This is a genomic window from Mesorhizobium sp. GW821-FHT07A06 (assembly GCF_059419085.1).
In genome coordinates this window covers 283,627-309,287 of sequence record NZ_JBWKRC010000008.1, presented here as the reverse complement: position 1 = coordinate 309,287, position 25,661 = coordinate 283,627, and the positions used below count along the sequence as shown (strand labels likewise).

Genomic DNA, 25,661 nt, shown 5'->3' with positions numbered 1-25,661 from the left:
CGGGAAAAGCGTAGAACCGGGAAAAGCGCGTAGCGCCTTCCCTTGGAGTTGGGTCAAAGCACAGAGATGGAGCGGTCCGGCGTTTCCGTGAATCGATGAGCCGCTAGTCCGCTGCCTCGATCGCGCCGAGAGGGACGACAATCTGCCGCCGGAACCTGCAGAAGTCGGCAATCCACCGCGCGGTCCGCCGGACCTCTCTCCTGATTCGCGCCGTGAGCGGCTTCCTGCGCTTGTTGGCAAGCCCGCTGGCGACCCACGCGGCGTCCCGTTCCGGCGCAAGCAGACTGGGCAATTTGGCGCCAACGAACTGCTCCTGCGTGCACAGGGCTGGAACGAGCTGGTAGATCGTCTTGCCGGTCGATGTTGCGAATGCGGGATCAAAAATGAGATTGTCCACTGCCACGTTGACCTCCTCGGTTGCCAGGAGAAGGTCGCGGGCCGCTTCTCTGGAGAGCAGGTAGCCTCCGGCTCCTATGTGGTTCTTGCGCAGTCTGAACATGGAAAAGCCGTGGCCCACGGGAAACCGTTCTCTCTGGATCACGGTCGTGTGGAAGGTTGTCTCCAGCTTGACGATGTCGGCATCGGCCGGAACCCAGTTCGCATCGGCCAGCAGCGCACCGGCCTTCGCCGAGAACACCACGTCGTCCTCGAACACGGCGCCGTAGGGCGCGTCGCCTTGAACGATGATGGCCCAGCAGGCGCGATGGCTGTGCAGGCAAGCAACCTCGCTGCCGGAAAGGCGTTGTACTGCGTGCAGCGCATGCTGTGGTTGCAGCCCCAGATACGGATGCTGGCAGCCGTCAATTGCCACCACCCGCTCGAAGGCGGTCCCGATGCGGGCAAACTCCGCTGTCATGTGGGCAAGCCGCTCGGGGGACCGATCGAGATTGATGACCAGGCACTTCATGTTCCACCAGCGACTTTTCTACGAAACTTTTGCTTTCACGAAACCGGAACAGCCGTCCAGCGGGAGTCCTCTAGCACAGATGACGTTGTGATTTGTTGATCTTTTCTGGGGATATCTTACGCCAGATCAGAAAGCCAAGATTTAAACCCAGCCGATCTTCCCAGGATTACTGGCAGAGTAGATGCGACAGGAAGTGCGGTGAATTTTCTATTCAGGGCCGCTCACGGCAAGGCGAAATACGAGACGGAGACCAAGTTTTCCGCGATGAGTTTGACGAGTTGCCGGCCGCAAGTGCGAGATAAACTCGCTTTCACGGATATCTATGCAGGTTTTGTCCGATCTGTGTATCAGGATGCCTGAGCCTGGAAACAAGTCTATCGGTCTGCTTCGGGTGGGTCGAAGGGAACGACCGTGTATCGCCGCATTCGGCAGTAATCAATGATCCATTCGACGACGCGTCTGGTCTCCCTCCTCATTTTCTCGGTGACCGGTCTTCTGCGTTTGATGGTCAGCCCGCTTGCGTCCCATGCCGCATCGCGTTCCTCGACAAGCAAACTTGGCAGTCTGTCGCCGACGAACTGATCCTGTGCGCAAAGCGCGGGAACAAGCTGGTAGATCGTCTTTTCGCCCGACGTGGGGAACGCCGGATTGAAGACGAGATCATCGGCCGCCGCGCTGGCCTGTGCGGAAGCATCGAGGAGGTCGCGCGCCATTTGCCTCGACAGGATGTAGCCGGCGGTTCCGACGTGGTTCCTGCGGAGCCTGACCAAGGAAAAGCCGTGGCCGACGGCGGTTCTTTTCCTTTGGGTCATGGTTTTGATGAAGAATGTTTCGAGCTTGACGGCATCGGCATCGGCCGGGATCCAGCTCACGTCTGCAAGCAGGGCGCCGGCTTTCGCGGAAAACACGACGTCGTCCTCGAAGACGGCGCCATAAGGAGCATCGTCCTGTGCGATGATGGCCCAGCAGGCGCGATGGCTGTGCATGCAGGCGATCTCGCTGTGGGACAGGCGCCGGATGGAATACATCGCATGCTGCGGCTGCAGCATCAGGTCGGGATGGTCACGCGCGTCGATCGCGACGATACGCTCGAAGGCGATGCCGATGCGGGCAAACTCCGCCGTAATATGGGCAAGGCGGTCAGGAGACCGATCAAGATTGATGACCAGACACTTCATGTCTTGACGGGATCGGCATCGCGTTGGAGGGATCGGCTTATATATTAGCAGGCTGCGCTACGGAATCTGGGCTTTTTCGGGGCGAACAGCCCGTGCTGGATCTGGGAAACACGAAAAATCAAAACAGCCCTTGACCTTCCAGTTACTGGAAGCACTACCTCCGCAAACAGGCAGAGGATAGAGGCATTCCTGGAATGACGCATTCAGACCATGACCATCGCGGCGACCACCATTCACATGGCGCGCACGGCAGCTGTTGCACGCCCAAGGGTGCCGATGCGGCCGTTCTGCGCGATCCGGTCTGCGGCATGACCGTGGATCCGGGCGCCGCCAAGCCGACATCGGAGCATGGCGGCCGCCTCTATCATTTCTGCAGCGAAGGTTGCCGCACGAAATTCCAGGCCGAGCCGGAAAAATACATGACGGCCACCGACCCGGTCTGCGGCATGAGGGTCGACCGCTCGGCGGCGACGCATTTCGTGCGCCATGAAGGCCAGGGCTTCTATTTCTGTTCCGCCGGCTGCAAGGCGAAATTCGAGGCGGCGCCGCAAACCTATCTCGGCGACAGGCCGGCGCCGGTGCCGGCACCCAAAGGCACGCAATACACGTGCCCGATGCATCCGGAAATCGTCCGCGACAAGCCCGGCTCCTGCCCGATCTGCGGCATGGCACTTGAGCCGATGGGCGTACCAACAGGCGATGAAGGGCCAAATCCCGAACTGGTCGACTTCACCAGGCGGTTCTGGGTCAGTGCTGCTTTGTCGATCCCGCTTCTGATCGTCGCCATGGCGCCGATGGTCGGCCTGAGCTTCGAAAACATCGTCAGCGATCGGACAAAAACCTGGCTGGAGTTGGTGTTGGCAAGCCCGGTGGTGCTTTGGGCCGCCTTTCCCTTCTTTCATCGCGGCTGGGAGTCGATCCTCAACCGCAGTCCGAACATGTGGACGCTGATCTCGCTCGGCGTCGGTGCCGCCTATCTCTACAGCGTCGTCGCCACGCTTTTCCCGGACATCTTTCCGCATCAGTTCCGCGGCCATGGCGGTGCGGTGCCGGTCTATTTCGAAGCTGCCGCCGTCATCGTCGCGCTGGTCTTCCTCGGCCAGGTGCTGGAACTGCGCGCCCGCGAAAAGACCGGATCGGCGATCCGCGCCTTGCTCGATCTGGCGCCAAAGACCGCGCGGCGCATCGCCGAAGACGGTTCCGAGACCGATGTGCCGCTGGACAGCGTTCAGGCTGGAGACCGCCTGCGCATCCGGCCCGGCGATGCCGTGCCGGTCGACGGCACCGTGATTGAAGGGCGCTCCGCCATAGACGAATCGATGATCACGGGCGAACCGTTGCCGGTCGAAAAGGCCGAGGGTGACGCGCTCACCGGCGGCACGCTCAACAGGAACGGCTCGCTGATCATGCGCGCCGAGCGGATCGGCGCCGAGACCACGCTGGCGCGCATCGTCGAACTCGTCGCCAAGGCACAGCGTTCGCGCGCGCCGATCCAGGGCCTTGCCGATCGCGTTTCCTTCTACTTTGTCCCGGCGGTCGTCCTGGTCGCCATCGTGGCATTCATGGCCTGGGCGGTCTTCGGCCCCCAGCCAAGTCTGATCTTCGCCGTCGTCTCGGCGGTCTCGGTGCTGATCATTGCCTGTCCCTGTGCGCTCGGCCTCGCCACGCCGATGTCGATCATGACCGCCACCGGGCGCGGGGCGCATGCCGGCGTGCTGATCAAGGAAGCCGCCGCGCTCGAGCGCTTCGCCTCCGTCGACACCCTGATCGTCGACAAGACCGGCACGCTGACCGAAGGCCGGCCGAAACTGACCGATGTTGTCGCAGCCGGGGGCATGGTTGAGAATGAACTGCTGGCGCTTGCCGCCGCCCTGGAAAAAGGCTCGGAGCACCCGCTTGCCGAGGCAATCGTCGAGGGCGCCGGCTCCCGTGACCTCAGGATCGCAGAGGCCAGCGATTTCGAGGCGGTCACCGGCAAGGGTGTTCTTGGCACCGTCTCGGGACAGAAAGTCGCGCTCGGCAATGCGGCGATGATGGCCGATCTTGGTATCGACATCGCCTCCATCGCTGCCAGGACGGAGACGCTGCAGGCTGAAGGCAAGACGGTGATGTTTGTTGCTGCCGGCAAGACGCTGGCCGGCATCGTCGCCGTCGCCGATCCTATCAAGGCAACCACCGCCGAAGCGATCAAGGCCCTGCATGACAGCGGCCTGAGGATAATCATGGCGACGGGCGACAACGAGCGCACGGCCAGGGCCATCGCCGGGAGTCTCGGCATTGACGAGGTTCGTGCCGGGCTGCTGCCGGAGCAGAAGGCGGCTCTGGTCGACGAACTGCGCCGCAGGGGCGCCGGTGTCGCCATGGCCGGCGATGGCGTCAACGACGCACCGGCCCTGGCCGCCGCCGATGTCGGCATCGCCATGGGCACCGGCGCCGATGTCGCGGTCGAAAGCGCCGGCATCACCCTGGTCAAGGGCGACCTCAACGGCATTGTTCGGGCTCGAACGCTGGCCCAGGCGACGATCGGCAACATCCGGCAGAACCTGTTCTTCGCCTTCCTCTACAATGTCCTTGGCGTGCCGGTGGCCGCCGGCGTGCTCTATCCGCTCACCGGCATGCTTTTGTCGCCCATGCTGGCGGCGGCGGCGATGAGCCTGTCCTCGGTCTCGGTCATCGCAAACGCATTGCGGCTGCGCACGTTGAAACTCTGATCCAAGCCCCCAAATACGAAACCCAACCAACAGGAGATCATGAATGACCTTGGCCAAGAAACTCGTGCTTTTGCTGATGGCGGCCGGAATGCTGCTCGCCGTCTTCCTCGAAAGCGTTCCGGCGCAGAGCGAAGAGATGAAACACGACATGGCCGGCATGTCGACGGACGCGACCAGCCCTTCGACCGAAGGCTACAAGGCGGCGATGGACAAGATGCATGCCGACATGATGGCATCGCAGTATACCGGCAATGCCGACGTCGATTTCGTCCGCGGCATGATCCCGCATCATCAGGGCGCTATCGACATGGCCAAGGTCGAGCTCGCCAACGGCAAGGACCCGGAGATCCGCAAGCTCGCCGAAGGCGTCATCGCCGCCCAGGAAGCCGAGATCAAGCAGATGCAGGACTGGCTTGCCGCCCATCCGGTGAAATAGAGCTTTCGAGGCATCGGAACGTGGGCCGCGGCGAGAACGCTCTGGATTTCTCGTCCGGCCTGTGATGCGATCGGGCCTCAGCTGGAGCCTGCCATGCCGTCGAGCGTCAGAACCACCGCGTTGCCGTCTGGCGAGGCCATACCCGTTCTCGGCCAGGGTACTTGGAAGATGGGCGAGGATTCCCGCCGGCGCTCCACGGAAGTCGATGCTCTCAAGCTTGGCCTCGATCTCGGCGTCAAGCTGATCGACACCGCCGAAATGTATGCCAGCGGCGGCGCCGAGGAAGTGGTCGCCGAGGCCATTGCCGGGCGCCGCGCCGAGACCTTCCTGGTTTCAAAAGTTCTACCGTCGAACGCTTCGCGCGCGGGCGTGCAGCGCGCCTGCGAGAACAGCCTGAAGCGCCTGCGCACCGACCGCATTGACCTCTATCTCTTGCATTGGCCGGGCAGCGTGCCTTTGGCGGAGACGGTCGAGGCCTTCGAAGCCTTGAAGAAGGCCGGCAAGATCCGCCATTGGGGCGTCAGCAATTTCGACACCGAGGACATGGAGGAGCTCGCCGGCTTGCCCGACGGCGGCAACGTCCAGACCAACCAGGTGCTTTACAATCTGGTCCGGCGCGGGCTTGAGTTCGATCTGGCGCCCTGGAGCCGCAAGCGCGGCATTCCCTTGATGGCCTATTCGCCGGTCGAGCAGGGCGCGCTGGCGCGCAATGCCAGGCTCGAAGCCGTCGCCGCCCGCCACAATGCGACCGCCGCTCAAATCGCCCTGGCCTGGGTGATGCATCAGGACGGCGTCGTCGCCATCCCCAAGGCCAGCAGCCAGGAGCACGTCCGCCAGAATTTTGCCGCGCTCGACATCGCCCTTACGAGCGAAGACCTCGCCGATCTCGACCGCGCCTTCCCCCCGCCCACCCGCAAGCGCGGGCTGGAGATGATCTGACTACTTCCCGGCCAGCCCCTTCAGCCGGTACAGCGCTTCCAGCGCTTCCCTCGGCGTCATCTCGTCGGGATTGATCTCGCCGAGGGCCGCGCCAAGCGCGTCGCTCTTCACCGGCTTCGGCGCCTCCCGCTTCATCGCCACGGAAAACAGCGGCAAGTCATCGACCAGCCGGTTGGTCTTGCCGGAAACCTCGCCTTCCTCCAGCTGGTGCAGGACTTCCTTCGCCCGATCCACCACCGCCTCCGGCAGGCCGGCCAGCCGTGCTACCTGCACGCCGTAGGAACGGTCGGCCGCACCCTTGCCGACCTCGTGCAGGAAGACGACGTCGCCTTCCCATTCCTTGACCCGCATGGTGACGTTGTGCAGCCGCGCCAGCTTGCCGGCCAGCGACGTCATCTCGTGGAAATGGGTAGCGAAGATCGCCCGGCAGCGGTTCTTCTCATGCAGATACTCCACCGCCGCCCAGGCGATCGACAGGCCGTCGAAAGTGGCGGTGCCGCGGCCGATCTCATCGAGGATCACCAGCGCTCGCTCGCCGGCCTGGTTGAGGATGGCCGCCGTCTCGACCATCTCGACCATGAAGGTCGACCGGCCGCGCGCCAGGTCGTCCGAAGCGCCGACGCGCGAGAACAGCCGGTCGACGACACCGATATGGGCCGATGCCGCCGGCACGAATGACCCGGTCTGCGCCAGGATCGCGATCAGCGCGTTTTGCCGCAGGAAGGTCGATTTACCGCCCATGTTCGGGCCGGTCAGCAGCCAGATCGCGCCGTTCTTGGCGCTTCCCTCCGGCGAGAGATCGCAATCATTGGCGACGAACGGTCCCTCGCCGGAACGGCGCAGCGCCTGTTCGACCACCGGATGCCGGCCGCCGGAGATCTCGAAGGCGAGGCTGGAATCCACCACCGGTCGGCACCACGCCTCGCTTTCCGAAAGCAGCGCGAGTGCCGCCGACACGTCGAGCACGGCAAGCGCATCGGCGCCGGCGCGGATCGCCTCGGCCTCGCCGACCGCTTCCGCCGTCAGCGCATCGAAGGCGGCCAGTTCGATGCTCAGCGCCCGGTCGGCGGCGTTGGCGATCTTGGTCTCGAGTTCGGCAAGCTCGGTCGTGGTGAAGCGCATGGCGTTGGCCATGGTCTGGCGGTGAATGAAGCGCGCCTTGGCGCCATCGCTGCCGGTCATGACCGCGTGGTGGTTGGCGGTAACCTCGATATAGTAACCCAGCACGTTGTTGTGCCGGATCTTCAGCGAACGGATGCCGGTCTCCTCGATCAGCGAGCGTTCCAACGCCGCGATCACCTTTCGCGACTCGTCGCGCAGCGCGCGCATCTCGTCGAGTTCCGGGTGGTAGCCCCCGCGAACGAAGCCGCCATCGCGCTTGAGCAGCGGCAGTTCGTCGCCAAGCGCTTGCGTCAGGTGCTGTGCAAGCGGCTTGGGCAACGCATGAATGGCGGCAAGTGCGTCCCCCAATTCCGGGGGCAGGGTTATCGCGGCAAAGATCTCGGCGATGGCGCCCGCCGCCTCGAAGCCGGCGCGCAACGCGCCGAGGTCGCGCGGGCCGCCGCGGTTGAGCGCCAGCCTGGACAAAGCGCGCGGCATGTCGGCGACGCTTTTCAGGCTCGCCCGCACCGCCTGGCAAAGCCGTGTTTCGGTGCGGAAGAACGACACCGAGTCCAGCCGTGCGCCGATCGCCGCCGGGTCGGTCAGCGGCGCCATCAGCCGGTCGGCGAGCAGCCTTGCGCCGCCGCCGGTTACCGTGCGGTCGATCGCCTTGAACAGCGAGCCTTCGCGGCTGCCGGACAGCGTGCGCAGGAGTTCGAGATTGCCGCGTGTCGCCGGATCGATGAACAGGGTCGAGCCCTGCTCTTCGCGCTCAGGGCGCGACAGCGGCGGGCGCTCGGCCTTCTGCGTCTTCTCGACATAGGCGATGGCGCCCGAGATCGCCGACAGTTCGGCCCGCGTAAACGTGCCGAAGCTGTCGGGTGTCGCCACCTCGAAGAAGCGGGCGATGCGCCCGGTGGCGGAGGCCGAATCGAACAGCGACGGCGGCTGCGGGTTGGCGACGCGGCCAAGCACGTCGAACACAGGCTTCAGCTCCGGATCATAAAACACCGGTTCGGCAATGATCAGCTCGCGCGGATCGACACGGAATATGTCGGCGAGCAGGCGGTCGGCGGTGGTCTCGGCGACGCGGAAGGCGCCCGTCGAGATGTCGATCCAGGCCAGCGCAAACGAATGGTCCGCCCCGCCCTTCACCCGCCCCAGCGCCATCAGGAAGCTTGATTCCGACGGCGCCAGCAATTTGTCCTCGGTGATGGTGCCCGGCGTCACCAGCCGCACCACGTCGCGGCGCACCACGGATTTGGAGCCGCGCTTCTTCGCCTCTGCCGGATCCTCGATCTGTTCGCAGACGGCGACGCGGAACCCCTGGCCGATCAGCTTCTGCAGATAATCGTCGGCCGCATGCACCGGCACGCCGCACATCGGGATGTCGTGGCCCTGGTGCTTGCCGCGCTTGGTCAGCACGATGCCCAGCGCGCGGCTCGCCTTTTCGGCATCGTCGAAGAACAGCTCGTAGAAATCGCCCATGCGGTAGAACAGCAGAGAATCCGGGTTCGCCGCCTTGATCTCGATGAACTGCTCCATCATCGGCGTCACCGCGGCCGTGCCGGGCTGTGGCGGCGTCATCACCTCGGGGGCGTCGGGCTCGTTCGGGCTGTGCATGTTCATGGCCCGGCACGCTAGCAGATGTGATGGCCGGGTTTAATGCCGGGTCATCGAAAAGCAGGGGAAGACCGAGGCGAGAGGTGCCCGCAATTTCTGTACGATCCGCGATTCAGGCGTGGGGGCGGTTTACACGCGGCGGCGCGTGGTCTTAATTCGGACCGAAACAAAGCACCCGCTTCAAGGAGGTGCAGCAGCGGCGAGGAAATCAAAAAGCATCATGGCAAGGAAAACCGAGAACAGCGGTCCGTCCGTCAGCGCGCAGGAAGCGCTCGAATTCCACGCCATGGGCAGGCCTGGCAAGCTGGAGATCGTCGCCACCAAGCCGATGACGACGCAGCGCGATTTGAGCCTCGCCTATTCGCCAGGCGTCGCCGTGCCGGTGCGCGCCATCGCCGAGGATCCCAGCCGGGCCTTCGATTACACGACGCGCGGCAACATGGTCGCCGTCATCTCCAACGGCACCGCCATCCTTGGCCTCGGCAATCTCGGCGCGCTGGCCTCCAAGCCGGTGATGGAAGGCAAGGCGGTGCTGTTCAAGCGCTTCGCCGATGTCGATTCCATCGACCTCGAGGTCGACACCGAGGATGCCGACGAGTTCATCAACTGCGTACGCTTCCTCGGTCCTTCCTTCGGCGGCATCAACCTCGAGGACATCAAGGCGCCGGAATGCTTCATCATCGAGCAGCGGCTGCGCGAGCTGATGGACATCCCAGTCTTTCATGACGACCAGCACGGCACCGCCATCATCTCGGCCGCCGGCCTGATCAACGCGCTGGAAGTCACCGGCCGCGACATGAAGACCACGAAGCTGGTCTGCAACGGTGCGGGTGCCGCCGGCATCGCCTGCATCGAGCTGATGAAAGCGATGGGCTTCGCGCCGGAAAACATCATCCTGTGCGACACCAAGGGCGTGGTCTTCCAGGGCCGCACCGAAGGCATGAATCAGTGGAAGTCGGCGCATGCGGTCAGGACCGACGCGCGCAGCCTCGCCGAGGCGCTCGACGGCGCGGACGTCTTCCTCGGACTCTCGGCCAAGGGCGCGCTGACCACCGCCATGGTGCAGTCGATGGCCAAGAACCCGATCATCTTCGCCATGGCCAATCCCGATCCGGAAATCACGCCGGAGGAAGTGGCCGAGATCCGCACCGACGCCATCATGGCGACGGGGCGTTCGGACTATCCGAACCAGGTCAACAACGTGCTTGGTTTCCCCTACATCTTCCGCGGTGCGCTGGACGTGCGGGCCACCACCATCAATGACGACATGAAGATCGCCGCGGCCAGAGCGCTCGCCGAACTGGCGCGCCAGGACGTGCCCGACGACGTCGCCGCCGCCTACCAGGGCAACCGGCCGAAGTTCGGCCCCAACTATATCATTCCCGTGCCGTTCGACCCGCGCCTGATCTCGGCCATTCCGCTGGCGGTGGCCAAAGCGGCGATGGATTCGGGCGTCGCCCGCAAGCCGATCCTCGACCTCGATCGCTACGCGCAGGAACTGTCGGCCCGCCGCGACCCGATCGCTTCGACCCTGCAGCGCATCTACGACCGCGTGCGCCGCCAGCCAAAGCGCATCGTCTTCGCCGAGGGCGAGGAGGAGCAGGTGATGCGCGCCGCCGTCTCCTATGTGAACCAGCGGCTCGGCACCGCCATCCTGCTTGGCCGTGACGATGTCATCAAGGAAAACGCCAAGCAAGCAGGCATCGACCTCAACAAGCAAGGCATCGAGATCATCAATGCCCGGCTGTCTCGCCGCAACGGCATCTACACCGACTATCTCTATGAGCGCATGCAGCGGAAGGGGTTCCTGTTCCGCGACTGCCAGCGCCTGATCAACAACGACCGCAACCACTTCGCCGCCTGCATGGTGGCGCTGGGCGACGCCGATGGCATCGTCACCGGTGTGACCCGCAACTATTCGACCGCGCTTGACGATATCCGGCGCGTCATCGACGCCAAGCCCGGCCACCGCGTCATCGGCGTGTCGATCGTGTTGGCGCGGGGCAAGACCGTGCTGGTCGCGGACACCGCCGTGCACGACATGCCGAACGCCGAGCAGATCGCCGACATCGCCGAGGAGGCGGCTGGCTTTGCCCGCCGAATGGGCTATGAGCCGAGGCTTGCCATGCTCGCCTATTCCACCTTCGGCCATCCGCAGGGCGAGCGCTCCGAGCGCGTCCAGGAAGCGGTGCGCATCCTCGACAAGCGCCGCGTCGATTTCGAATATGACGGCGAAATGGCCGCCGACGTCGCGCTCAACGCGCGCGCCATGGCGCAATACCCGTTCATCCGCCTCACCGGCCCGGCCAATGTCCTGGTCATGCCCGCCTTCCACTCGGCCTCGATCTCGACCAAGATGTTGCAGGAACTGGGCGGCTCGACGGTGATCGGCCCGCTGCTGGTCGGCTTGAACAAGCCGGTCCAGATCGTGTCGCTGAACGCCAAGGATAGCGACATCGTCAACATGGCGGTGATCGCGGCGTACACGGCGGGGACTTGACTACGGCATCACACATTTCCAAGCAGCCGGTCTTTGGCGATAACGTGCATGGCAGGTTGGCGCATGCATTCTCTTGTGCCGCGCTGGTCGACCCCCACTCCGTCTCGGCTTCGCCGAGACACCTCTCCCCCGATCGACGGGGTAGAGGAAAGGCACCAAGTTCTTTATCGTCAACGCTTGTCCGGCAACGCTCCCTTCCTTTGCCTCCGGAGGGGGGAAAGGTGGCGCTGCGAAGCAGCGACGGATTGGGGGAACCACATCGCAATCAAGTTTCGGGCCGATCAGCCGCCCTAATCACGGAAGATGCGTGCGTCACCTAGAGGGCTTAAGGCGAGAGCCATTGCAGACGAAAGCCAACAGCCGTTAGGCTAGCCCGGCGCGAACGCCCGCGCCGCTTCGACCACGTCCCCCACCTGATCCTGCCGCAGCAGGTCGATCGGAATGCGCCCGTCGAGCTCTGCCGCCGGGCGTGTCAGCCACAGCCACACCAGCCTCGGATTGCCGATCTGCTTGAGCACGTCGCTTATGCCTGCCACCGGCCTGCCGTCGACGAACTGCGCCAGCGGGAAGACGTGTTTGCGGCCGCCCTTGCGCAAGGCGATGACATCGCCGCGCCTTTGCCAGCGATGCAGGGTCGAGCGGGCTATGCCAAGGTTTTCTTCCAGGTAGGTCGAACCGGCGACACGGCCGGCCCAGTCCTCGATCAGCATCGATTCGAGGTCGTCGGACCGCTGCGGTGCAGAAAGCGGCTCATCGGCCAGCAAAGCTGTCAATCGGTTTGTGCCGGCAGTGCCGGCTTCGCTGCGGCGCGCGGCTTCCGCCGCCAGCGCGCGCACGAATTTCGAGGCAAGGCCGGGAAGGTCGGCATGGATGGCGTCGATGGCCCTCTGGTGCTTCGGCGACAGCAAGGTGACGGCGGATGCTATGCTGCCGGCGATCTTGCCGACAGAGACCACGGTGGACTGGTTTATGGCCTCGTCATAGTGGGCAAGCGCGCGCTCGACGTCCTCCGCGACCATTTCCGCGAAGTCGTCCTGTCCAAGACCAGGTGTCTGAAATCTGCTCATGCATATGTCTTCCGGCCGCGCGCGTTCCTCCCTCAGCCGCGGCCGACTGCTGAATTTCTAGTACGGAAAACGGAGATCGCGGCGGCAACGCATCGCGCTGCCCGACAGCTTGCTGTCTTGCATTTTTCAACACCCCATTGGCTGCGGGCGTCCCGAAATGTCAGTCACGGGACACTCACGATTTCGTGTAGGGGCGATATGTGACAACCGCGCGACGGCGAGCGGGATAGTCCGGCTGCCGATCTCCTCCCTCGTGGGGGAGAGCTGCAGACGCTGTTACAACAACCCCGCCAGTTCCGCCTCGCGGCGCAGATTTTGCCGCGGCCTTGGGCCGATCTGCTGGATCACCAGTCCGGCCGCCAGCGAGCCGAGGTCGCCGCAGGTCTTGAGGTCGCGGCCTTGCGTGTAGCCATGCAGGAAACCGGCGGCGTAGAGATCGCCGGCGCCGGTCGTGTCGACCAGCTCCCGGATCGCCGTCGCCTGGATGACCACGGTCTCGTCGCCGCGCACGATGACCGAACCCTTTTCCGAACGGGTCACGGCGGCTAGTCTGCAGTCCTTGCGGATCTTGGCCAGCGCCTCGTCGAAGGACGATGTCTGGTAGAGCGACTTGATCTCGTGACTGTTGGCGAAGACGATGTCGACCGTGCCCGAGCGCATGAGGTCGAGGAACTCGTCGCGGTAGCGGTCGACGCAGAACGAATCCGACAGCGTCATTGAGACTTCGCGGCCCGCCGCGTGCGCCAGCTTCGCCGTCTGCCGAATCGCTTCCTTGGCGCGTGGCGGGTCCCACAGATAGCCCTCGAAATAAGTGACCTTGGCGCCCGAGGCCTTTTCGGCCTCGACATCCTCGGGGCCGAGTTCGACACAGGCACCGAGATAGGTGTTCATCGAACGCTCGCCGTCGGGGGTGACAAAGATCATCGAGCGCGCCGTCGGCGGCTCGCCGTTGAGCGGCTTGGTGTCGAAGGCGACGCCCTGCGCATGGATGTCGTGCGCGTAGATTTCGCCGAGCGCATCGTTGGAGACCTTGCCGAAGAAGGCGGCACGTCCGCCGAAGGAGGCGACGCCTGCCGCTGTGTTGCCTGCGCTGCCGCCGGAGGCCTCGATCGCCGGGCCCATGCGGCTGTAGAGCAGTTCGGCGCGCCGCGTATCGATGAGGTTCATCGCGCCCTTGATGATGCCGTTGGTTTCGAGGAATTCCTCCTCGCACTGGGCGATGATGTCGACAATGGCATTGCCGATGCAAAGCACGTCATAATCCGGCATCAATATCTCCGCCAAAACCCGAGCCGGCTTCTTGCCACGCTGGCCGGGCGCGGGTTTAGCGATTAACGACAGCTTTGCCTAGAGCACGACTCAACTTTGGCGGGATCGCCCCAGAACAGCGCATCAACATCCAGGCGCTAACGACAATTCGACCGTGGACGAAGCGTTTCATCACCGCATTGCCTACAAATCGGGCCTGATTGACAGCACCGGAAGACGGCGAGCCCATGTCCGCGAAGAACGACACGACCATCGACCTGGCGCTGCTTGCCGTACTGGCGGTACTGTGGGGCGCCTCCTACACTTTCATCAAGATCGGCGTCGAGACGATCCCGCCGGTCACCTTCATCGCCGCCCGCACCTTGATCGCCGGCGGCATCCTGTTCGCCATCATCCGCTGGCGCGGGCTGGCCATGCCCGTCGATGCGGCAAGCTGGCGCCGCTTCGCCTTCCAGGCATGCCTCAACAGCGTCATACCATTCACGCTGATCGCTGCCGCCGAGCGCTCGGTCGATGCCGGCCTGGCCACGATCCTCAATGCGACCTCGCCGATCTTCACTTTCGTCTTCACCGCGCTCATCACCCGCCATGAGCCGGTGACCGTGCGCAAGCTGATCGGTGTCGGCGCCGGCATGGCAGGCATCTGCTTCATTGTCGGCACGCAGGCGCTGGGTGGTCTCGGTCACGAACTCTGGGCGCAGGTCGCCATCGTCGTGGCAACGATCTGCTATGCGGGTGCGGCGATCTTCGGCCGTGGCTTCAAGGGCCTCGATCCGATGTTGCCGGCCGCCGGTTCGATGCTGTGCGGCGCGTTCATGCTGGTGCCGCTCAGCCTGTTGGTCGACCAGCCATGGACGCTGACACCCTCGATGGCATCGACCCTGGCCCTGCTTGGCCTGTCGGTGTTTTCGACTGCGCTGGCCTTCGTCATCTATTTTCGCCTCATCCACACGCTGGGTTCGGTCGGCACGACATCGCAGGCCTATCTGCGCGTACCGATCGGCGTCGGCATCGGCGCTGTCTTCCTCGGCGAAAGCCTGGGGCCAACGGCATGGCTGGGTATGGCCTTTGTCGTGGTAGGCGTCGCGGCCATGACGATCCCGGTCAGAAAGCCGGCGTTTGCCCGATAGCGATACGCGCTTGTGCTCAAGAGCCGCGCTGCCTATCTCGTGAACGTCCCGCCTTTACGGCGCTGTCGCTGACTTGGGGTTGAAGCACGGTGATTTTCGACGCTGCCCGCACCGCGGCCCTCGAACTGCTCTCGCCGCCGTTTCGCGCCGTGTTCATCAAGACGCTTGGCCTGACCGTGCTGGCGCTGGTCGCCTTGTGGTTCGGCCTGACCAGCTTGGTCGAATGGCTGGCGCTTCCGTGGCTGCAGGCCCTGTTGCCCGGCATGCCCTCGTGGGCCGGCTGGCTGGGCGGCATCATCGCGGCAATAGCGCTTGCCTTCGGCACGGCGCTGCTCGTCGCGCCGGTGACGGCTGTGATCGCCGGCCTGTTCCTCGACGATGTCGCCGAAGTGGTCGAGCGCACCGACTATCCCGGTGACCCGATTGGGCGCGCAATGCCGGCGCTGCGCTCGCTGGTGCTGGCGATAAAATTCCTCGGCGTCGTCATCCTCGGCAACATCGTCGCCTTGCTGCTCCTGCTGGTGCCGGGCATCAACATTGCCGCCTTCTTCGTCGTCAACGGCTATTTGCTCGGCCGCGAATTCTTCGAATTTGCCGCCATGCGCTTTCGCGGCGAAGACGAAGCCAGGGCCTTGCGAAGGCAGTATGCCGGCACGGTCTTTGTCGCCGGGCTGGTCATCGCCGCCTTCCTCGCCGTGCCGTTGCTCAATTTGGTGACGCCGCTCTTCGCCGCCGCCATGATGGTGCACCTGCACAAGGCGATTTCGGCGCGGGAAGCGGCACGTCGCTCGCGGAGCTAAGCGCGGCTCAACGGAGCAGGAAACCTCGCCCCAGCTCGTCATCGGGCTCGACGATGAATTCCGCCCGCCCGCAATAGTAGGCGCGGCCGCCGACGCGGGCGATGATCGCCTCATGCGGGCCGGCCCGAGCCGTCCTCGCCACCGCGCCGGAAAAGCGCGAACCGGCGATGCTCTCGAAGGTCCGCGTCTGCCCGATAGCGATCTCGCCCTTGGCAAGCATGGCGGCGAGGCGGGCGGTGACGCCGGAGCCGGTCGGCGAGCGGTCGACCTCGGCCTCGGCGAAGACGCAGATGTTCTTGGTCACCTCGCCGGAAAACGCGTCGCGTCCGTCGGTCAGGATTGTGCCGTAGAGAAAGGCGAGGTCGGCGTGGTCGGGATGCGACAGCGGAAATTCTGCCTTGAGCCTGTTCGTCAGCGTCGTTGCGGCATCGACGAAATCGCGCACGCGATCACGGCCGAATTCCAGTCCGAACTGATGGCAGTCCGCCAGCGCGTAGAAAGCGCCGCCATAAGCGATGTCGAAGCCGATCTTGCCATACCCTGTCAGCTCGATCTGCTGGTCACCGGCAAACAGGAAGGCCGGCACGCTCTCGAACGATACGGCGCCGGCCTTGCCGTCCAGAACCTCGACCGAAGCGACGACCAGGCCGCACGGCGCCTCGATGTTGACGGTCGTGATCGGCTCCTGTTTCGCCACCAGCCCTTCATCGATGGCGTAGCGGCCGAGGGCGACGATGGCGTGCCCGCACATGGTCGAATAGCCCTCATTGTGCATGAACAGCACCGCGAGATCGGCCCCCGGCAAGTCGGGCTCGACCAGCAGGGCGCCGTACATATCGTAATGGCCGCGCGGCTCGAACATCAGGATTTTTCTGAGATGGTCGAGATGGTCGCGCACATAGGCGCGCTTTTCCAGGATGGTACCCTTCGGGATACGGGGATAGCCGCCGGTGACGATCCTCAGCGGCTCGCCGCCCGTATGCATGTCGACGACGGTCAGCGTCATGCGCCCAGCCTGTTCATCATGATGGCTTGCTGTATAGCGCCTGCAACTTGCCGAAAGGCATGGCGGCGCGGGTGAAGCCGAACGTGCCGTCCTGCTGGATCTCGCGCGCCGCCGTCTCCAGCATGCCGTAGGCGAAATTGGTCAGCCACGGCCCGAGTGAAATGCGCTTCACGCCGGCCATGGCAAGATCGGCGATGGTAAAGCCCGGCTTTGCCATGACATTGACCGGCTTGCCGACCGCCGAGCAGATCGTACGCACCATCTCGATGTCGCCGATCCCCGGCGCATAGACCACGTCGGCCCCAGCCTTCTCGAAGGCCTGCAACCGATTGATCGTGTCGTCGAGATCGGTTCTGCCCCAGAGGAAATTTTCGGCGCGCGCGGTGAACACGAAATCGCGCTTCAGCGCCCGCGCCGCCTCCACCGCCGCGGCGACACGCTCGACCGCATGTGTAAAATCATAGATCGGCTTGTCGGGATCGCCGGTGTGGTCCTCGATCGAGCAGCCGGCAAGGCCGGCCGCTTCCGCCGCGAAGATGGTTTCGGCGGCCCGCTCGGCGCTGTCGCCCTTGCCTCTCTCGAGATCTGCCGAGACCGGCAGGTCGGTCGCCGCCGTCACCTCGCGGCAGTGATGGATCATCTGCTCGAAGGTCACCGAGCCGTCCGGCAGGCCGCGCGAAAACGCGAAGCCGGCGCTGGTCGTCGCCAGTGCCTTGAAACCGAAGGAGCCGAGCAGCTTGGTCGTGCCCGGATCCCAGGGATTGGGCATGACGAAGGTCGAGGCATGCAGGTCGCGAAAGATCTTGCCCTTGTCCATGAATGCTCCCCATCACGAGTTTTGGGCGGATGCTACCGCGCTGTCTCAAGTCGGGCAAACGAATGCGTTTGGCTCAGAAGCGTTTCGCGTTCTCTGCTGACAATTTCTCGAACGCGTCGGAATCCTTGACGTAGTGCGATGTCTTCTTGTCCCAATGGTAGGTGACGGAAATGTCGTGCGACGCTGCCTTGGGCGCGGCCTCATCGCAATTTTCACCACTCGGCACGGTGGCGTCGGTCGCCGTCACCTTGATCGCCGCATAAGGCTTTCCGTCGTCAAGCGTCAGGAAGGCCAGGTCCTGGGTGCGTTTGTAGGCGCAGACGTTTTCGTCGAACGTGTTGATCGTGTCGACCAATTGAAGGCGATCCTCGCGAGGCAGGATCAGCAGCGTACTCACATAGCCCTGGTTCGAATTGAAATGCGTGCTCATGGAGATGAGCACATCGTCGCCGGCGCCGATCGAAAGCTTGTTAGGCTCGCGGAAATAGGTGCTGCGGTCGACCGCGACATTGGCCGCATCGAGCAGTTTCGGCTTGGCCGCGAGGTCGTAGAGCGCCAGCACCGCATAGCCTTCGGCACTGTCGGGAGAGTCGCCGAGATCGAACAGCATCGCCAGCCGATCCTTGCCGCCGGCCTTGATGGGAAGCACCGCAGCATTGGGCAGGCTCGTCGTCTGCGGCGGCGAGCCGCCGTCATCGCCACCGGCAATGTGGCGCATGTCGATCGGCAATCCGCCCTTGTAGAAACCGTCCTTGTCGGCGGCGAGGTCCGGGATGACCATCTTGGCCAGGTCGAGATAGGTGATGTCGCCGCGGCCGGGCAGCGGGCTGTTGAATTCGGGAAAACTCACGGCCTGCGCGCCGGCCGCCATCCACAACAACGGCAGCAGTATCAAGGCGAGCATGAGGCGGAGCAGGTTCGTCGGCATGAGTGTCCCCCCGAGATCAGGCCACTCACGCTAGCACGGGTTCCAGCGGCGTGCAGCCGTGTCGGAACAGGGTCAGTGGATCGGAACCAGGCCGGCCAGTTCGCGCATGTCGTCGAACAGGATGCCGCCGGCCTGGATCAGGCCATCACGGTCGGAATAGGGGTCGCCATGATAGGAAAACACCCGCATGCCGGCGGCTATGCCGGCCTGTGTGCCGGCGACGCTGTCTTCGATGACGATGCAGTCGACGGGAGCGAAGCCCATGGTCCTGGCCGCATGCAGGAACAGGTCCGGGAACGGTTTGCCGCGCGAGACCATGGTCGAGGAAAACATCGCATGTTCGAACAGCGGCAACAACCCGGTCTGGCCAAGCGTGATGTGCATCTTCGAAATCCTGGCCGAGGTCGCGACGCAATAGGGTATGCCGGCCGCGCGGATCGCCTCGATGAATTCCCGCACATAGGGTATGGCCTCGACGCCATGGGAAAACAGGTCCGGCAGGCCGGCATTCCAGCGATCGACGAAATCGGCGCCGAGCCGGACCTCGGTCTGCTCTTCGATTTCCTTCTGCACCGAGAGCATGCTGCGGCCGGAGAAATTCTTGCGGCAATATTCAAAGCTCGTCGGATAGCCAGCCGCGCTCAACCACTCGGCGAGGCGCCGATTGGCGAGGTTCTCCGTATCAACGAGGATGCCATCGCAGTCGAAGATGACAAGTTTCGGAATTCGCATCAGGCCGTGCCGGTCGATCCGAACCCGCCCGAGCCACGCGCCGTGCCGCCGGCCAGCGAACGTTCTTCGGCGGCCACCTGCGTCACGGCGGCGAAAACGATCTGGGCGATGCGCATGCCGCGCGTCACGGCAAAATCCTCATCGCCGAGATTGACCAGCAGCACCTTCACCTCGCCGCGATAGTCGCTGTCGACCGTGCCTGGCGAATTGAGGACGGTGAGTCCATGCTTGAAAGCAAGCCCGGAGCGCGGCCGCACCTGGCCTTCCATGCCTTCGGGGATTTCCAGGATCAGCCCGGTCGGCACCAGGGCGCGTTTTCCCGGCAGGATCAGCAGCGGCCGGTCGTCCGGCACCGCGGCGCGCAGATCCATGCCGGCGGCGCCGGCGCTTTCATAAGCGGGGAGGGGTAGTCCTTCAGCATGCGGCAACCTGACGAAGCCGACGGTCGGACCGATGACGGAGGAGTTTTGGATGGCTGCGCGCATAAAATCGATCCTATCGGCGCGATTGCCGATTCGGTCAATTCGCCCGCCGGGGTATTAACGGCTTTCTTTCGGGCATCACTATGACTGGGCACGCCTCAGCGTACTTCCATCGGAACCACCGTCGTTTCCTTGATTTCCTCCATCACGAAGGAGGCCGAAACATCCGACAGGGCCACCTTGGCGATCAGTCGCTGGTAGAGCCGGTCATAGGCCTTCACGTCGGCGACACGGGCGCGCAGGACATAGTCGAGGTCGCCGGACATGCGGTAGACGCCGGTGATCTCGGGGAAGCCGGTCACCGCGGCGCGGAATTTCTGCAGCCAGTCCGGGTCATGATTCGACGTCCGGACCAGGATGAACACGGACAGGCCAAGCCCGAGCTTGTCGGCATCGACCAGCGCCACGCGGCCGGTAATGACGCCTTCTTCCTCCATTCGCTTGACGCGCCGCCAGCAGGCATTGCGCGACAAGGCCACCCGCTCCGATAGCTGGTCGACCGACAGCGTGCCGTCGCGTTGCAATTCGGCGAGCAGTTTTCGGTCTATTTCATCGATTTCCATCGCCATATTGGGATGTTTGTCCCATGGAATGGCAAAATACAAGGACATTTTGAGACCGATGAACCGGCGAAGCGTGTCAGGATACTCATATCGGAACCAACGCTGAAGGGACCAGCATGTCGGTCGCAAGCATCTTTACCTCTCATCCGGCAAAGGTCGGCGAAACCTATTTCGGCCATATGGCCTTCGCCGCCTGGTTTTCCTCGCGTTTGCTGATGGCGGCGGGTGCCGCGCTCGTTCACGCTTTCTTGCCGTTTCTCTTCGAGACTACCGCAAGCCGAATCGTCCGTGAGCTTTACGAGCGGACGCACAACAGAGGCACACACGCGACCAAGGAGCCCGCGGCTCTCCCGGATCGCGCCTAGAGGACGACAGAAGCGATGTGCCGTTGGGCGGCCTATCTCGGTGAAGCGGTCTTTCTCGAAGACATCCTCACGGCGCCCTGTCACTCGTTGATCGCCCAGAGCCATTGCGCCCAGGAGGCGAAGTCACCGACCAACGGCGACGGCTTTGGCCTTGCCTGGTACGGCGACCGTCCGGAGCCCGGCCTCTACCGCGACATCCTGCCGGCCTGGTCCGATCCCAATCTGAAGAGCCTGTGCCGCCAGATCAAATCCGGCCTGTTCCTCGCCCATGTGCGGGCCTCGACCGGCGGCGCCACCAGCCGCATGAACTGCCATCCCTTCATCTCCGGCCGCTGGTCGTTCATGCATAACGGCCAGATAGGCGGTTTCGAGAAAATCCGTCGCGCGCTGGAGAATTCATTGTCCGATGCCGTCTTCGACCAGCGCGAAGGCACCACCGATTCCGAACTCTTTTTTCTCCTCATGATCGACGAAGGATTGGCCGGCGACCCGCAGGGCGCGGTGTCGCGCGCCACCAGCCGGGTTCTCGAAGCCTCGCGCCGCGCCGGCCTCGAACCGGCACTCAAACTCACCGCCGCCTTCTCGGACGGGCAGGCGCTGCACGCGGTTCGCTATGCCACCGATGCGCATGCGCCGACACTCTACACCTCTATCCTGCGCAAGGGCGGCGGCCGCTGCATCGTCTCCGAGCCCTTCGACCGCGAAGGCGGCGACTGGCAGGCGATCCCGCCGTCGAGCTTTGTCACAATGACCCGGGATGGGGTCAGCATTCGCCCGTTTGCGCCAACAGCGGCGAAGCTGGCGCTGGTAGGGTAATCCTAGTCGGAACGCCGCCGTGGAGTGCCCACCTCAATTGGCCTCGGCGCAATCTCGATCAAACGCAGGCGATCCCTGAATGCTCAACTCCGCTTGAAGCAGCGCCGCCGTTGGGCCATCTCGATTGGATGAGCGCGGCCAAGCCGGAGCATTCACCATGGAAGTCGCCTTCTCCTCAACCGTCGACCTCGCTTCCGCGATAGCCCAGCGCAAAATCTCCGCTATCGACGCGGTCGACGCCGTTCTGGCGCAGATCGACAGCCGCAACGAAGGCGTCAACGCCGTCATTGCGCTCGACAGGGAAGGCGCTCGTGAGCGCGCCAAAAACGCCGACGCGGCACTCGCGCGCGGCGCCACGCCCGGGCCGCTGCACGGCGTTCCGTTCACCCTGAAGGACACGCACGAAGCCGCAGGCATGAAAACCACGGTCGGCTTCCCGGCCTTCGTCGACTATGTCGCCAGCCGCGACAGCCCGGTGGTTGCGAGGCTGAAGGCCGCCGGCGGCGTGCTGATGGCCAGGACCAATGTCGCGACCATGCTCTCCGACTGGCAGTCGAACAATCCGCTGTTCGGCCGCACCAACAATCCGTGGAACCTTGAGCGCACCGCCGGCGGCTCCAGCGGCGGCGCCGCCGCGGCGGTCGCCGCCGGGATGACGCCATTCGACGTCGGCACCGACATGCAGGATTCGATCCGCCTGCCTGCCGCCTTCTGCGGTGTCTATGGGCTGAAGCCGACGGAGCATCGCGTCTCGCTGGCCGGTGCTTTCCCGGACCCGGGCGGCACGGCGCGCAGCGTGCGGCTGATGTCCTGTCTCGGACCGCTGGCACGCAGCGTGGGCGATTTGTCGTTGATCTATCGGATCATCGCCGGGCCGGACGGGCGGGATACCGATCTTGCGCCGGGGCCGCTCGAGGCCATGCCGAAGCTCGACATCAGGGCATTGCGCATCGCCTTCGCGCCGTCCTTTCGCGGCTTCCCGGTGGCAGCGCACATCGGTGCGGCGGTCGAAGATCTCGCCGGAAATCTACGCTCGGCCGGGGCTACCGTGGAGGAAGCGAAACTGCCCAGGCTCGACCTGCACGACGATCTCGCGCAAGGCGGCGCGCTGATCGGCATGATGATGGAAGCTGCCCAACCCGAGCCCCCGGCGCAGCCGACATCGGTTTCGCGCTGGTTCGAGGCGCTCGCCCGCCGCGACAGATCCATTCTCGCCTGGGATCGGTTCTTCGACGACTGGGATGCACTGCTCTGCCCTGTCGCCATGACCACCGCCTTCCCGCATTGCGAGCCGGGCAAGCCGATCGAGGTCAACGGTCGGGAACAGAGCTACTGGATGCTGCCGGCCTACGGTGCCGTCTTCAACTACAGCGGCCATCCGGCACTTTCGATGCCGTATGGGGAAGGTCCCGACGGCCTGCCGATCGGCCTGCAACTGGTCGGCAAACGCTGGTCGGAATCGCGGCTGCTTGGTGTTGCGGCGGCGGTTGAGCCGTTCATCGGCGGCTTCCGTCGTCCGCCGGGCTACTGAGCGAAACGCGACAATCCATAGGGCGCCAGCAGCGGGTCGCGCTCGCCGTAGAGGATTTCCCTCGCGGCGAACAGGCCGACGGCCGGCGCCAGCGTGATGCCGGAATGCATGACGGCAATATACAGGCCGTCCATGCCCTCGGCGCGACCGATGATGGGAAAGCCGTCGATCGGCGCCGGCCGGTAGCCGACCGTATGGAAATCGAGTTCCAGATCCCCGGCGCCGCGCAACGCCGCCTTCGCTACTGCAAACAATTCGCGCGCCGTAGCGGCGGGGTCATCGCCTGGATCGCCGCCAGCGAAATCCGAGCCGGCGATGATGCGGCCTTCGGCCGTCTGGCGCATATGCAGCTTCTCGTCGTGTACCAGGCCGTTAAGCAGCCTTTTGTATGGCCGCGAATGGACAATCAGGCCAGGCGGCGTCTCGATCGGCAGGCTGATCCCCGCCGTGGCGGCAATGTCCGGAGCGCCGACGCCGGCGGCGATCACCACCTCGTCGGCGGAAATCAGCCCATGCGATGTGTCCACGCCGGTAATCCGGCCATTGGTCTGGGCCAGCGCCGAGACCGTGCTGGCAATGACCCGCGTGCCATGCCGTTCGGCATCGGCCAGCAGGGCCCTGGCCGCGGCGACCGGTTCGGTCACGCCTTCCTCGGCGACATAAACAGCGAATTCAGGGGGCTCGGCGAGGTCGGGCTCGATTTGCGCCGCCCGCTCCCGGTCAACGCGTTCGATGCCGTAGCCCCATGAAGAGTGTTCGGCCGCGTAGGCTTCGAGCCGGTCGGCCGGCAGGTCCCAGCACAGGCCACCGCACCAGGCGAGCGGAAGCCCGGGCAACTCTTTTGCCAGCCGTTTCCACTCGGCCATGGCGCGGGTGCGCAGCCGGAAATAGATTTCGGGGTTGCCCCAGCTGGCGTTGATCCAGGCAAAGGAATTGGGCGTCGCGACGCCGCCCGCGCCGCTTTCGGAAACGACCGTGACCTGTGCACCGGCTTTGGCCAGGTGCCAGGCGATCGAAGCGCCGATGATGCCGGCGCCGACGACGATAAACTGTTTCGCCGCAGCCATGTTCGCTCCCTTGTCTTGTGGTCCGCCGAGGACACTCTTCCAGTGCCACCCTGCTCGTCACTTGCCAACAGCCGACACGGCAAAAAGATGTACTTGACATCAATACGTACGTACGTATTATTTTGCCATGGCTAGACAATCACTCCGCGAAAAACTTCTCGATGCCGGCTTCCGGACGATATGGGAGTCCGGCTATGCCGCGGCTGGCGTGCGCGACATCGTTGCTGCTGCCGACGCCCGGCCGGGCTCGTTCACCAACCATTTTGCCTCCAAGGAGGAATTCGCCGGCGAGGTGCTGGACCGCTACTTCGCCTATGTCGGCGGGCTGGTTGAAGCAGCGCTGGAGCGGGACGGCACGCCGCCCATCGGCAGGCTGCGCCGCTACCTCGACGTCATCACCTCGAAGCTTGAAGCGCATGACTGGGCGCGCGGCTGCATGATCGGCAACCTCAGCCTCGAGACAGCGGTGCACAGTGAGCCGCTGCGTTTGCGGCTCGTCGCCATTTTCGAGCGTTGGCGCCAGCCCTTCGCGGCCTGCATCGCCGAAGGCCAGGCGGCTGGCGACATCACCAGGGCGTTCGACGCCGAGGACCTCGCCGACTTCCTGCTGTCGTCCTGGCAAGGGGCAATGTTGCGCATGAAGGTCGAGCGCAGCCCGGCGCCGCTCGAGCGGTTCAAGAAAATCATCTTCAGCACGGTTTTTGCAAAGGAGACGGCGTCATGAACTCGAAAATCGACATGCCCCAGACGGGGACCACCACGGCAAGGCGTTCTCAGGTTCCCGTGCTCGATTCCACCATGTCTTATGTTGAAGCGGGCGCGTCTGGTCCGATCGTGTTGTTCCTGCACGGCAACCCCACTTCATCCCATATCTGGCGCAACATCATCCCGCATGTCGCGCCGTTCGGCCGCTGCATCGCGCCTGACCTGATCGGTTACGGCCAATCCGGCAAGCCCGATATCGACTATCGTTTCTTCGACCATGTCCGCTATCTCGACGCCTTCCTCGATGCGCTCGACATCGGCGATGCGGTGGTGGTCGCGCAGGATTGGGGCACTGCCCTTGCGTTTCATCTCGCGGCCAGGCGGCCGCGGCGCATCCTTGGCCTCGCTTTCATGGAATTCATCCGGCCCTTCGAGCGCTGGGAGGATTTTCACCAGCGTCCGCAAGCCCGCGAGACGTTCAAGGCGTTGCGCACGCCCGGTGTCGGCGAAAAACTGGTCCTCGAAGACAACGTGTTCGTCGAAAAGGTGCTGCCGGCCTCGGTGCTGCGCACAATGAGCGACGACGAGATGGCCGGATACCGGACGCCGTTCCCGACGCCGCAATCGCGCAAGCCGGTGCTGCGCCTGCCGCGGGAACTGCCGATCGAGGGCCAGCCCGCCGACGTTGCCGCCATCAGCGAACACGACCACCGCGCGCTGCGGCTGTCCACCTATCCGAAACTACTGTTCGCGGGCGATCCCGGTGCTTTGATCTCGCCGCAAGCGGCACGCGAATTCGCGGCCGGGCTGCGGAACTGCCGGTTCATCAATCTCGGGCCCGGCGCGCACTATCTGCAGGAAGATCATGCCGACGCCATCGGCAGCGCCGTTGCCGGCTGGCTTCCGGAGGTCATCCAGGCGAGCCGCATGAGCGAGGTGGCCTGAGGCGGGCTGTGGCATCCGGTGGCGTCAACGCCGCCGGACCGGT

23 protein-coding genes are annotated in these 25,661 nt (G+C 64.3%); 11 read left to right on the top strand and 12 right to left on the bottom strand.

All coding sequences use genetic code 11. The annotated features are described in order from the left end of the window. Window positions 1–103 precede the first annotated feature (103 nt). Window positions 104–907 (bottom strand): glycosyltransferase family 25 protein, encoded by an 804-nt coding sequence (locus tag AC07SZ_RS24905; RefSeq protein ID WP_494916278.1) that lies wholly within the window; start codon window positions 905–907, stop codon window positions 104–106. 374 nt (window positions 908–1,281) lie between these two features. Further along, entirely contained in the window at window positions 1,282–2,085 is an 804-nt protein-coding gene (locus AC07SZ_RS24900; protein ID WP_494916277.1) for a glycosyltransferase family 25 protein, read from the bottom strand. A gap of 194 nt (window positions 2,086–2,279) precedes the next feature. Here AC07SZ_RS24900 and AC07SZ_RS24895 point away from each other — a divergent pair, with 194 nt between their 5' ends. From AC07SZ_RS24895 to AC07SZ_RS24885, 3 genes are all read left to right on the top strand, one after another. After that, window positions 2,280–4,796 carry a heavy metal translocating P-type ATPase gene (locus tag AC07SZ_RS24895; RefSeq protein WP_494916275.1) on the top strand — a complete coding sequence of 839 codons (2,517 nt, stop codon included), beginning with the start codon at window positions 2,280–2,282 and terminating at the stop codon, window positions 4,794–4,796. A gap of 43 nt (window positions 4,797–4,839) precedes the next feature. Continuing rightward, the gene (copM, locus tag AC07SZ_RS24890) at window positions 4,840–5,232 is read left to right on the top strand and encodes a CopM family metallochaperone (RefSeq protein WP_140769913.1); all 393 of its coding nucleotides are present in this window, start codon (window positions 4,840–4,842) and stop codon (window positions 5,230–5,232) included. Window positions 5,233–5,325: 93 nt separating this feature from the next. Then, window positions 5,326–6,171 carry an aldo/keto reductase gene (locus tag AC07SZ_RS24885; RefSeq protein WP_172371073.1) on the top strand — a complete coding sequence of 282 codons (846 nt, stop codon included), beginning with the start codon at window positions 5,326–5,328 and terminating at the stop codon, window positions 6,169–6,171. Here AC07SZ_RS24885 and mutS read toward each other — a convergent pair whose 3' ends face one another. Next, window positions 6,172–8,859 (bottom strand): DNA mismatch repair protein MutS, encoded by a 2,688-nt coding sequence (gene mutS, locus AC07SZ_RS24880; protein ID WP_494916295.1) that lies wholly within the window; start codon window positions 8,857–8,859, stop codon window positions 6,172–6,174. Window positions 8,860–9,115: 256 nt separating this feature from the next. On the opposite strand from mutS, the gene AC07SZ_RS24875 reads away from it, so the two are divergent. Then, complete coding sequence (locus AC07SZ_RS24875) at window positions 9,116–11,395, top strand: NADP-dependent malic enzyme (RefSeq protein ID WP_172371069.1); 2,280 nt, start codon at window positions 9,116–9,118, stop codon at window positions 11,393–11,395. Window positions 11,396–11,763: 368 nt separating this feature from the next. Here AC07SZ_RS24875 and AC07SZ_RS24870 read toward each other — a convergent pair whose 3' ends face one another. Then, on the bottom strand, window positions 11,764–12,462 hold the full coding sequence (locus AC07SZ_RS24870; protein WP_056569577.1) for an antitoxin Xre/MbcA/ParS-like domain-containing protein: 699 nt from the start codon (window positions 12,460–12,462) through the stop codon (window positions 11,764–11,766). A gap of 276 nt (window positions 12,463–12,738) precedes the next feature. Then, a complete protein-coding gene (locus tag AC07SZ_RS24865) occupies window positions 12,739–13,731 on the bottom strand; it encodes an adenosine kinase (RefSeq protein ID WP_056569580.1) in 993 nt (330 codons plus the stop codon). A gap of 227 nt (window positions 13,732–13,958) precedes the next feature. On the opposite strand from AC07SZ_RS24865, the gene AC07SZ_RS24860 reads away from it, so the two are divergent. Next, a complete protein-coding gene (locus AC07SZ_RS24860; RefSeq protein ID WP_056569582.1) occupies window positions 13,959–14,861 on the top strand; it encodes an EamA family transporter in 903 nt (300 codons plus the stop codon). A gap of 89 nt (window positions 14,862–14,950) precedes the next feature. Beyond that, window positions 14,951–15,661, top strand: a complete 711-nt coding sequence (locus AC07SZ_RS24855; protein ID WP_056569586.1) for a sulfate transporter family protein — start codon at window positions 14,951–14,953, stop codon at window positions 15,659–15,661. Window positions 15,662–15,668: 7 nt separating this feature from the next. Here the strand turns inward: AC07SZ_RS24855 and AC07SZ_RS24850 are convergent, their stop codons facing one another. The 6 genes from AC07SZ_RS24850 to AC07SZ_RS24825 form a co-directional block, all read right to left on the bottom strand. Further along, window positions 15,669–16,667 (bottom strand): proline racemase family protein, encoded by a 999-nt coding sequence (locus AC07SZ_RS24850; protein WP_494916272.1) that lies wholly within the window; start codon window positions 16,665–16,667, stop codon window positions 15,669–15,671. Between the two features lie 16 nt (window positions 16,668–16,683). After that, a complete protein-coding gene (locus AC07SZ_RS24845; RefSeq protein WP_494916270.1) occupies window positions 16,684–17,484 on the bottom strand; it encodes an isocitrate lyase/PEP mutase family protein in 801 nt (266 codons plus the stop codon). 73 nt (window positions 17,485–17,557) lie between these two features. After that, window positions 17,558–18,412 (bottom strand): hypothetical protein, encoded by an 855-nt coding sequence (locus AC07SZ_RS24840; RefSeq protein WP_056569594.1) that lies wholly within the window; start codon window positions 18,410–18,412, stop codon window positions 17,558–17,560. Between the two features lie 72 nt (window positions 18,413–18,484). After that, complete coding sequence (locus AC07SZ_RS24835; protein WP_494916268.1) at window positions 18,485–19,144, bottom strand: HAD family hydrolase; 660 nt, start codon at window positions 19,142–19,144, stop codon at window positions 18,485–18,487. Then, on the bottom strand, window positions 19,144–19,629 hold the full coding sequence (dut, locus tag AC07SZ_RS24830) for a dUTP diphosphatase (protein WP_494916266.1): 486 nt from the start codon (window positions 19,627–19,629) through the stop codon (window positions 19,144–19,146). The genes AC07SZ_RS24835 and dut overlap by 1 nt, the downstream gene beginning before the upstream one ends. 95 nt (window positions 19,630–19,724) lie before the next feature. Beyond that, window positions 19,725–20,195 (bottom strand): Lrp/AsnC family transcriptional regulator, encoded by a 471-nt coding sequence (locus tag AC07SZ_RS24825; RefSeq protein ID WP_056570400.1) that lies wholly within the window; start codon window positions 20,193–20,195, stop codon window positions 19,725–19,727. A gap of 110 nt (window positions 20,196–20,305) precedes the next feature. Here AC07SZ_RS24825 and AC07SZ_RS24820 point away from each other — a divergent pair, with 110 nt between their 5' ends. The 3 genes from AC07SZ_RS24820 to AC07SZ_RS24810 all read left to right on the top strand — a co-directional run bounded on the left by AC07SZ_RS24820 (window position 20,306) and on the right by AC07SZ_RS24810 (window position 22,901). Continuing rightward, entirely contained in the window at window positions 20,306–20,554 is a 249-nt protein-coding gene (locus AC07SZ_RS24820) for a DUF6356 family protein (protein WP_140769888.1), read from the top strand. A 15-nt stretch (window positions 20,555–20,569) separates the two neighbouring features. Then, window positions 20,570–21,370, top strand: a complete 801-nt coding sequence (locus AC07SZ_RS24815) for a class II glutamine amidotransferase (protein ID WP_056569606.1) — start codon at window positions 20,570–20,572, stop codon at window positions 21,368–21,370. A gap of 157 nt (window positions 21,371–21,527) precedes the next feature. Then, a complete protein-coding gene (locus AC07SZ_RS24810; protein WP_494916265.1) occupies window positions 21,528–22,901 on the top strand; it encodes an amidase in 1,374 nt (457 codons plus the stop codon). Here AC07SZ_RS24810 and AC07SZ_RS24805 read toward each other — a convergent pair. Continuing rightward, window positions 22,895–23,968 (bottom strand): NAD(P)/FAD-dependent oxidoreductase, encoded by a 1,074-nt coding sequence (locus AC07SZ_RS24805; protein WP_494916263.1) that lies wholly within the window; start codon window positions 23,966–23,968, stop codon window positions 22,895–22,897. The genes AC07SZ_RS24810 and AC07SZ_RS24805 overlap by 7 nt on opposite strands. 127 nt (window positions 23,969–24,095) lie before the next feature. Here AC07SZ_RS24805 and AC07SZ_RS24800 point away from each other — a divergent pair, with 127 nt between their 5' ends. Next, window positions 24,096–24,692 (top strand): TetR/AcrR family transcriptional regulator, encoded by a 597-nt coding sequence (locus AC07SZ_RS24800; RefSeq protein WP_056569615.1) that lies wholly within the window; start codon window positions 24,096–24,098, stop codon window positions 24,690–24,692. Beyond that, window positions 24,689–25,618, top strand: coding sequence for a haloalkane dehalogenase (locus AC07SZ_RS24795; RefSeq protein WP_494916262.1), 930 nt, complete (start codon window positions 24,689–24,691; stop codon window positions 25,616–25,618). The genes AC07SZ_RS24800 and AC07SZ_RS24795 overlap by 4 nt, the downstream gene beginning before the upstream one ends. Window positions 25,619–25,661 lie beyond the last annotated feature (43 nt).